This window comes from Caballeronia mineralivorans PML1(12) (genome assembly GCF_001028175.1).
Lineage (GTDB): Bacteria > Pseudomonadota > Gammaproteobacteria > Burkholderiales > Burkholderiaceae > Caballeronia > Caballeronia mineralivorans.
In genome coordinates, this window is record NZ_AEJF01000206.1 from 1 (window position 1) to 8,410 (window position 8,410).

The window sequence follows — 8,410 nt, forward strand, 5'->3', positions numbered from 1 at the left end:
CGACGGGCGCGGCCCACGATCGCTGCTCGGACCCCTTGGAGCATCGCCACGCGGCGTAAACGGACGACGTTCACCACCGCCGGAAGGCCGATCGCCACGCGGCGCACCGCGGTCGCCAAACGAAGGCCGAGGTCCGCGATCACCGCGTTCCGCACCGCCTGCCGCTTTATCACTACGCACTGGCCGGTCGCCGCTCGCCATATCGGCGCGTGCGGGCTTTTTCCGTCCGGCAGCGCTGCCGGTACGAACGGGGGAACGCGCCGGCGATGCCGGGCGCGGGTGCTTCGCTGTCAGTTTGACGCGCATATATTCTCAGGCTGCGATCGCGCGCAGCAGTTCGGTTTCGACCTGGATCTGCGTCCGGTTGTCGGATAGGGTTTTGCCGTCGAGCAGGAACACGTCTTCCACGCGTTCGCCAAGCGTATTGATCCGCGCCGCATGGACGCCGATCCGGTGCTGGGCCAGAACCCGCGCGATCGAATAAAGGAGGCCCTGCCGGTCGTTAGCCGATACGGACAGGATGTAATATTGACCACGTTCGTCGGGACGTAAATCCACGCGCGGCGTGATCGGAAAAGTGCGCACCAGCCGCGAAACACGTCCCTTCGACGGTTCCGGCAAGATGCCTTCAGCGGTCAGCAACGTGCTCAACTGCTGTTCGACGAGATTCGCAATGTCGCGATAATGCCCGTCATGGTCCGGATGCGCGACCAGAAAATTGTCGAGCGCGTAGCCGTGCCGTGTCGTCGTGACGCGTGCATCGAGCACGGACAGGCCGTTTTTATCGAAGTACGCGCAAATCCCGGCGAACAGATCGGGCCGGTCCTGTACGTACACCAACACCTGGAGTGCTGCGCCAATTGGCGATGGCCGCGCGCGCACGATCGGGTTTTCGCTTTCCACGTGTTTGTAGAGCACGCGAGTTTGCCAGGCGATATCGGCGGCATCGTGGCGCAGGAAATAGCCGACATCCAGCTTGTCCCACAACGCTTTTTCCGCGTTTTCGGGCACGGTTTCCAGACGCAGCAACGCGAGCGCGTCTTCCTGGCGCGACTTGAGTTCCGAGTGCGCGTGAAGCTCGGCGCCGCCGAGCACGGCGCGCGTGGCCCGGTACAAATCCTCGAGCAGCTTGCCTTTCCACGCGTTCCAGACCTTGGGGCTGGTGCCGCGGATATCGGCGACAGTCAGCAGATACAACGCGGTCAGCCGGCGCTCCGTCTTGACCATCGATGCAAACTGCTTGATGACTTCCAGATCGCTCGTATCTTGCTTTTGCGCGACCTGACTCATGGTCAGGTGCTGTTCCACGAGCCATACGACCAGATCGCTGTCGTCCGCGCCAACATTGTGATCGCGGCAAAAACGTCGCGCGTCCGCCATCCCGAGCACGGAGTGATCGCCGCCGCGGCCCTTGGCGATATCGTGAAAAAGCGCCGCGATGTACAGCACCCACGGGCGCTCGAAATTGCCCATCAACTGACTGCAAAACGGATACTCGTGTGCATGTTCGGCCATCGCGAAACGGCGGAGATTGCGCAACACCATCAGGATGTGCTGATCGACGGTATAGACGTGATACAGGTCATGCTGCATTTGCCCGACAATGCGCCGGAAGTTGAGCAGATAACGCCCGAGCACGCTCGTCTGGTTCATCAGCCGCAGCGCGTGCGTGATGCCTTCGGGCTGCTGCAGGATCGCCATGAACAGACGCCGGTTCTCGGAGTCTCCCCGCCAGTCGCGGCCCATCAGGTCGCGCGCGTTGTAGATGGCTCGCAGCGTTCGCGCCGACAAACCCTTTATACCGCGCGTCTGTTCGTACAGCAGGAATGCTTCGAGAATGGCGTTCGGTTCGCGCTCGAAAACGTCGTCGCTGGCGATTTCCAGCATGCCCTGCTTCTCGACGAAACGCTCGTTGAGCACGCGCGTGATGCCGCTCGTCGATGGAAACAGTTGCGCTTCCACGTTCTGGATCAGGATGGTAGCAAGCTGCGTGACGGCTTTCGCGGCCCAGTAATAACGGCGCATGAGCTGTTCGCTCGCGCGCTTGGACGACGTCGCTTTGTAGCCGAGGCTTTCTGCCAGTGCCGTCTGCAAGTCGAAGACGAGAATGTCCTGCCGCCGCTTGGCAATCACGTGCAGCCGCGCGCGCAGGGTCTTCAGAAAACCTTCGTTGCGACGCAGTTCGCTCGCTTCGCGTTCGGTGATAAGGCCACGGGAATCCAGTTCACGCCAGCTGCTGCCGAAACCGGCCGCGCGCGAGATCCACAGAATGAGCTGCAGATCGCGCAGCCCACCGGGGCTTTCCTTGATATTCGGTTCCAGGCTGTACGGCGTGTCCTGATATTTGGCGTGCCGCTGACGCATTTCCAGGACTTTTGCCTGGAAGAACGCGCGCGGATCGAGCGTTTGCTGATATCGCCCTTCGAACGTATCGAACAGTTTCTCGTTGCCCACGATCCGCCGTGCTTCGAGCAGCGAGGTCTGGATGGTGATGTCGTTGCTCGCTTCATCGATACATTGCGACACCGAACGCACACTGCTGCCGATCTCGAGCCCGAGATCCCACGCCATGCCGATCAGCCTTTCGATACGCGCAGTCAGCGAAGCAGTGTGATCGGGCGTCTCATGGTCGGGCAATAGAACGAGGATATCGACGTCCGAATACGGCGCCAGTTCGCCGCGCCCATAGCCGCCAACTGCGATCAGTGCCGCCGATGCCGGCATCTCGCAGGTTTCCCATGCGCCTTTGAGCGCGTCGTCGGTGGCGCGCGCGAGGGCGTGCATCAGGCCATCGACGTTGGTCGCGCTTTGAAAGCGCTCGAGCAAGGCGGCCTTGGCGGTCTTGTACGAGGCTTTCAGCGAATCGGCGCAGGGCGGGGCGACGGCAGGTACGCTCATGGGCAGGCGGATCGTCTAGTCAGTGGGTAGAAATTGATCGTGGCGAATGGGCGGTTCGCCGGGTTTAATCGGTCGTGGCGATGCAGTTGGTGCGTGCGCAACATGTTTCGGCTGGCGCTGGGCGCGGCGCTCGCCCGCTAACCTCGACGCCGCGCAGTGCAAGGCGCCGAAAATCGGGCCTGATCGCCAAAACAGCCGGCCTGAGAGACTGCCCGATCAGCCTGGGCCGCGAGTTCGGTCATCACGGGAACGAACAACGCGACCGACCCCGGCGTTCGCAATACCACCCGATATCACCCAATTCAGCAAGCTTAAGCCGTCTTTAAACCGAGCGAAATAACAGGAAGATGCGTGAACGATCCAGCCGTTTTTGCATTGAGCGAAACACTCTGCATGAACGGTTTGGGTGCAACCTCAAGCGTTAGCAAATCTCATCTCATCACCGCCAGAATTACACCCGTCGAGTTCTCACTTAAGCTGTTGCGGCGATCAATTCCGAAGGCGCCTGCGTACCCGCCGAAACGGTCAGCACTTCATACCCCGTGGGCGTAACCAGCACCGTATGTTCCCATTGCGCCGACAAACTGCGATCGCGTGTCTTGACGGTCCATTGGTCGGGCATGGTGCGGATATCGCGGCGACCGGCGTTGATCATGGGTTCGACGGTAAAGATCATGCCCGCCTGCAACTCGATGCCCGTGCCGGGACGGCCGTAATGCAGCACTTGCGGGTCTTCGTGGAAAACTTGGCCCACGCCGTGGCCGCAATACTCGCGCACCACGCTGTAGCCTTGCGCCTCGGCATGCTTCTGGATGGCGTGGCCGATATCCCCGAGATGCGCGCCCGGCTTGATCTGGTCGATGCCAAGCCACATGCAGTCGAACGTGGTTTGCACCAGGCGTTTCGCCAGGATCGAGCCTTCGCCGACCAGGAACATCCGGCTGGTGTCGCCGAAATAGCCGTCCTTGATCACCGTGACGTCGATATTGAGCGCGTCGCCGTTCTTCAACGTCTTGTCGCCGGGAATGCCGTGGCAGATCACGTCGTTGACGGAAATGCAGGTGGCCTTCGGGTACGGCGGATAGCCGGGCGGCTGGTAATTGAGCGGAGCGGGCACTGTACCCTGTTCCTTCACCATGTACTCGTGGCAAAGCCGATCGAGTTCGCCCGTCGTCACGCCCGCGGCAATACGGGGCGTGATGAAGTCGAGCACTTCGCTGGCAAGCCGGCAGGCGATGCGCATTTGCGCGATATCGTGGTCGTTTTTCAGCGTAATGGACATGACTTGTGTCGAGAATGCGTGTATGCGGCTGTTAGCGCCAATCGGCCATTATCGCACCTTACAGGGCTCGCCGCACCCGGGCGCGGGCTGGCGCGGCGGTTTTAGAGCGGTCTGTGCACAAATTTACCGATTGTTCTGCCCCTGCTTTACCCCTCTGCCGTGATTCCCGGGGCGACCGCGGTGTTCGACAGGACGGTTGAGGAAAGCTGTTCCAGGCTTCATCCGGATCAACAGGCAGCTTGAGCCGAGTCATTTGAGCGTGATATACTCGCTGGCTAAGTCTGCATCTACTTTGCAATCGTCTTTTCAATGCGATTTTCCTGAAAACGCTGTGCTTTTCTGGAAACGTTCGCCCGAAAAGAAAAGGGCAGAGAAGATCGGACTTGAATCGCAAGCCGGCGCACCCAGGGTGTCCGGCGCCCCGAAAAATCAAGAAACACGGGGCGCCCGATGCGGCAGCCGGCTTAAGACCCTAACCCTCGCGGAGAACTCTCATGGCAGTAACAATGCGTCAAATGCTGGAAGCCGGTGTCCACTTCGGTCACCAAACGCGCTTCTGGAACCCGAAAATGGCCCCGTTCATTTTCGGTCATCGCAACAAGATTCACATTATCAACCTCGAAAAAACGCTGCCGATGTACAACGACGCGCTGAAGTACGTGCGTCAACTGGCAGCGAATCGCGGCACGATTTTGTTCGTTGGCACGAAGCGTCAGTCGCGTGACACGGTGGCAGAAGAAGCGCAACGCGCTGGTATGCCGTTCGTGAACGCCCGCTGGCTCGGCGGCATGCTGACCAACTTCAAGACGCTGAAAGTATCGATCAAGCGCCTGAAGGACATGGAAGCAGCGCTGGAAGCCGGTGAAACGGAACGCATGAGCAAGAAGGAAGCGCTCCTGTTCGAACGCGAAATGGCCAAGCTGGTGAAGTCGATTGGTGGCGTGAAGGACATGGGCGGCATTCCGGACGCAATCTTCGTGGTTGACGTCGGTTATCACAAGATTGCTGTGACCGAAGCCAAGAAGCTGGGCATTCCGGTTATCGCCGTGGTCGACACGAACCACTCGCCGGAAGGCATCGACTACGTGATCCCGGGTAACGACGACGCCAGCAAGGCCGTGATGTTGTACACGCAAGGCGTGGCCGACGCGATCCTGGAAGGCCGTTCGAACGCGGTGAACGAAGTGGTCCAGGCAGTTCGCAGCGGTGAAGGCGACGACTTCGTGGAAGTCAACGCAGAAGCGTAAGTCTCTGCATAAGACGCCGACCTGATGGTTCCGGCAAAAAAGGGGGCTTTGCGAAAGGCCCCCTTTTTTTAACCGGCCGCAACTGCAACGTAAAGTAACAACGGCAGTATTCGTGAAGTATCAGGCAGCACCCCCATTCTGGCCGCGGGCATTTTTCGCCGGCGGCGCGTGTCAATAGTGCGATTTACGTGTGAAAACACGGCACAGACTCAAGGAGCAAATGATGGCGGCAATTACCGCAAGCATGGTGGCAGAACTGCGCGCAAAGACCGACGCGCCCATGATGGAATGCAAGAAGGCGCTGACGGAAGCCGAAGGCGACATGGAGCGTGCTGAAGAACTGCTGCGCGTGAAGCTGGGCAACAAGGCAAGCAAGGCGGCGTCGCGTGTGACGGCTGAAGGTATTGTCGCGGCGCATATCGCCGACGGCGTGGGCGTTCTGGTCGAGCTGAACTGCGAAACCGACTTCGTTGCGAAGAACGACGATTTCCTGGGCTTCGGCAAGACGGTGGCTGAACTCATCGCGAAGAATCATCCGGCTGACGTGGCTGCTCTGTCGGCCCTGCCGATGGAAAGCTCGACCGTCGACGCAGTGCGTCTCGCGCTGATCGGCAAGATTGGTGAAAACGTCTCGGTTCGCCGTTTCGTGCGTTTTGAATCCGCCAACAAGCTGGCTTCGTACCTTCACGGTACGCGCATCGGCGTGCTGGTCGAATTCACGGGCGCGGACGAGCAGGTCGGCAAGGACGTCGCCATGCACGTCGCTGCCATGAAGCCGGTCTCGCTGTCGTCGGACGACGTTCCGGCGGAGCTGATCGCGAAGGAACGCAGCATCGCCGAGCAAAAGGCCGCGGAATCGGGCAAGCCGGCTGAAATCGTCGCGAAGATGGTCGACGGCAGCGTGCAGAAGTACCTGAAGGAAGTGTCGCTGTTGAACCAGACGTTCGTTAAGAACGACAAGCAGACGATCGAACAGATGTTGAAGGCGGCAGGCGCGTCGGTGCAGAAGTTCGCGCTGTTCGTGGTCGGCGAAGGCATCGAAAAGCGTACGGACGACTTCGCTGCCGAAGTGGCTGCGCAAGTTGCCGCCGCCAAGCAGGGCTAAAGCGTCAAACGGCGGGCAGTGTCAGTGCTGCGCATGATGGTTGCGCGCAGCAGCAGTCAGCCGGTCCGTTCAACCGGGCCGCTCGATTCAGGTTCACTGGCCGCCGAGTCAAAAATGCAGTGAAAAGCAGTTGGATGCAGGTCTGGCGTTCCCATCGAGGAACGTCCGTCCCGCACCCTCATAGCGGTCAAAACCGCGCCGGATGGGCAAACCGGGGTTAACCCGTTATGCCGCCGCGGCTTACCCAATATGGGATGCTTGCCGTAAATATCGTTTCACCCCTACAGTTCTACGTTGTTGGACTCCCTCTCGGCGCGAACGGAACCCTCATATGCCCACAGCCTACAAACGCGTACTCCTCAAACTCTCCGGCGAAGCACTAATGGGCGACGATGCCTTCGGCATCAATCGCGCGACAATCGAAAGGATGGTGGCAGACGTCGCGGAAGTGGTGCGCATGGGCACACAACTCGCGGTTGTCATTGGCGGCGGTAATATCTTTCGCGGCGTGGCGGGCGGTGCGGCCGGCATGGACCGCGCAACTGCCGACTACATGGGTATGCTCGCCACCATGATGAACGCGCTTGCGTTGCAGGACGCCATGCGCCACGCCGGTATCGAGGCGCGCGTGCAGTCGGCGTTGCGCATGGACCAGGTGGTCGAGCCGTATATCCGCCCGCGCGCCATTCGCCAGCTCGAAGAAGGCAAAGTGGTGATTTTCGCGGCCGGTACGGGCAACCCGTTTTTCACCACCGACACCGCCGCCGCATTGCGCGGTTCGGAAATCGGTGCGGAAGTCGTGTTGAAGGCGACCAAAGTGGACGGTGTATATTCCGCCGATCCCAAGAAAGATCCGAGCGCCACACGCTACAGCACGATCAGCTTCGACGAAGCGATCGGCAAGAATCTGCAGGTGATGGACGCGACGGCGTTTGCACTGTGCCGCGACCAGAAGCTGCCTATTCGCGTGTTTGCGATCAATAAGCCGGGTGCGCTCAAGCGCATCGTTCAGGGCGACGACGAAGGTACGCTCGTCCACGTGTAAACTCTCGCGGTGACAAAGGGCGAGGGCGGGCGCGCTCCCACGGGAACTGCGCCGCCACCGCCTGTGCATCGCACGTAATGAAAGTACGGAGGCTCAAATGAGTGTGGCTGACATTAAGAAGAGCGTCGATCAGAAGATGCAGAAGTCGATCGAAGCGTTCAAGAACGATCTCGCCAAGATCCGCACGGGTCGCGCCCATACGGGATTGCTCGACCATATCCAGGTGGACTACTACGGCTCGAGCGTGCCCATTTCGCAAGTGGCGAACATGACGCTGATCGACGCCCGTACGATTGGCGTGCAGGCGTGGGAAAAGAAGATGGTGCCGGTGGTGGAAAAGGCGATCCGTGAGTCGGATCTCGGCCTGAACCCCGCCACGCAAGGCGATCAGATCCGCGTGCCAATGCCCGCGCTGACCGAAGAGCGCCGCCGCGAACTGACGAAAGTCGTCAAGAGCGAAGGCGAAAACGCCAAGATCGCCGTGCGCAACCTGCGTCGTGACGCCAACGAGCAACTGAAGAAGCTCGTGAAGGACAAGGAAATCTCCGAGGACGACGAGCGTCGTGCCAGCGATGACGTCCAGAAGCTTACCGACAAAAACGTTGCTGAAATCGACAGGCTGGTGGTGTCGAAAGAAGCCGAAATCATGACGGTTTGAGGCCGTTTCCGGTCTCTTGCGTCGTGCCGGCGCGTCACTCTGTCGATACTTAGATTCAGCGGCCATGACCTATACCAGCTCTACCGTTCGCGTACCCGATGTCGCGGCTGTCCCGCGCCATATCGCGATCATCATGGACGGCAACGGCCGTTGGGCGACGCAGCGGCGCCTGCCG

At 60.2% G+C, this 8,410-nt stretch carries 6 protein-coding genes and 1 pseudogene; 5 read left to right on the forward strand and 2 right to left on the reverse strand.

Annotated features, from left to right (window positions below; all coding sequences use genetic code 11):
* Positions 1-312: 312 nt before the first annotated feature.
* The gene (locus EOS_RS34375) at positions 313-2,898 is read right to left on the reverse strand and encodes a [protein-PII] uridylyltransferase (RefSeq protein WP_047896681.1); all 2,586 of its coding nucleotides are present in this window, start codon (positions 2,896-2,898) and stop codon (positions 313-315) included.
* Between the two features lie 472 nt (positions 2,899-3,370).
* Entirely contained in the window at positions 3,371-4,180 is an 810-nt protein-coding gene (gene map / locus EOS_RS34380) for a type I methionyl aminopeptidase (RefSeq protein WP_047896682.1), read from the reverse strand.
* A gap of 494 nt (positions 4,181-4,674) precedes the next feature.
* On the opposite strand from map, the gene rpsB reads away from it, so the two are divergent.
* From rpsB to EOS_RS46600, 5 genes and pseudogenes are all read left to right on the forward strand, one after another.
* Positions 4,675-5,427, forward strand: coding sequence for a 30S ribosomal protein S2 (gene rpsB, locus EOS_RS34385; RefSeq protein WP_047896683.1), 753 nt, complete (start codon positions 4,675-4,677; stop codon positions 5,425-5,427).
* Between the two features lie 223 nt (positions 5,428-5,650).
* The gene (tsf, locus tag EOS_RS34390; protein WP_047896684.1) at positions 5,651-6,532 is read left to right on the forward strand and encodes a translation elongation factor Ts; all 882 of its coding nucleotides are present in this window, start codon (positions 5,651-5,653) and stop codon (positions 6,530-6,532) included.
* 331 nt (positions 6,533-6,863) lie between these two features.
* Entirely contained in the window at positions 6,864-7,577 is a 714-nt protein-coding gene (pyrH, locus tag EOS_RS34395; RefSeq protein WP_047896685.1) for a UMP kinase, read from the forward strand.
* Positions 7,578-7,674: 97 nt separating this feature from the next.
* The gene (frr, locus tag EOS_RS34400) at positions 7,675-8,235 is read left to right on the forward strand and encodes a ribosome recycling factor (RefSeq protein WP_047896686.1); all 561 of its coding nucleotides are present in this window, start codon (positions 7,675-7,677) and stop codon (positions 8,233-8,235) included.
* A 64-nt stretch (positions 8,236-8,299) separates the two neighbouring features.
* Positions 8,300-8,410: pseudogene (locus EOS_RS46600) on the forward strand (di-trans,poly-cis-decaprenylcistransferase); the annotation flags it as partial.

Excerpts from the sequence above, each read along its gene's own strand:
- map (WP_047896682.1), bottom strand. The coding sequence starts at position 4,180 with ATGTCCATTACGCTGAAAAACGACCACGATATCGCGCAAATGCGCATC.
- frr (WP_047896686.1), top strand. The coding sequence starts at position 7,675 with ATGAGTGTGGCTGACATTAAGAAGAGCGTCGATCAGAAGATGCAGAAG.
- tsf (WP_047896684.1), top strand. The coding sequence starts at position 5,651 with ATGGCGGCAATTACCGCAAGCATGGTGGCAGAACTGCGCGCAAAGACC.
- EOS_RS34375 (WP_047896681.1), bottom strand. The coding sequence starts at position 2,898 with ATGAGCGTACCTGCCGTCGCCCCGCCCTGCGCCGATTCGCTGAAAGCC.
- pyrH (WP_047896685.1), top strand. The coding sequence starts at position 6,864 with ATGCCCACAGCCTACAAACGCGTACTCCTCAAACTCTCCGGCGAAGCA.
- rpsB (WP_047896683.1), top strand. The coding sequence starts at position 4,675 with ATGGCAGTAACAATGCGTCAAATGCTGGAAGCCGGTGTCCACTTCGGT.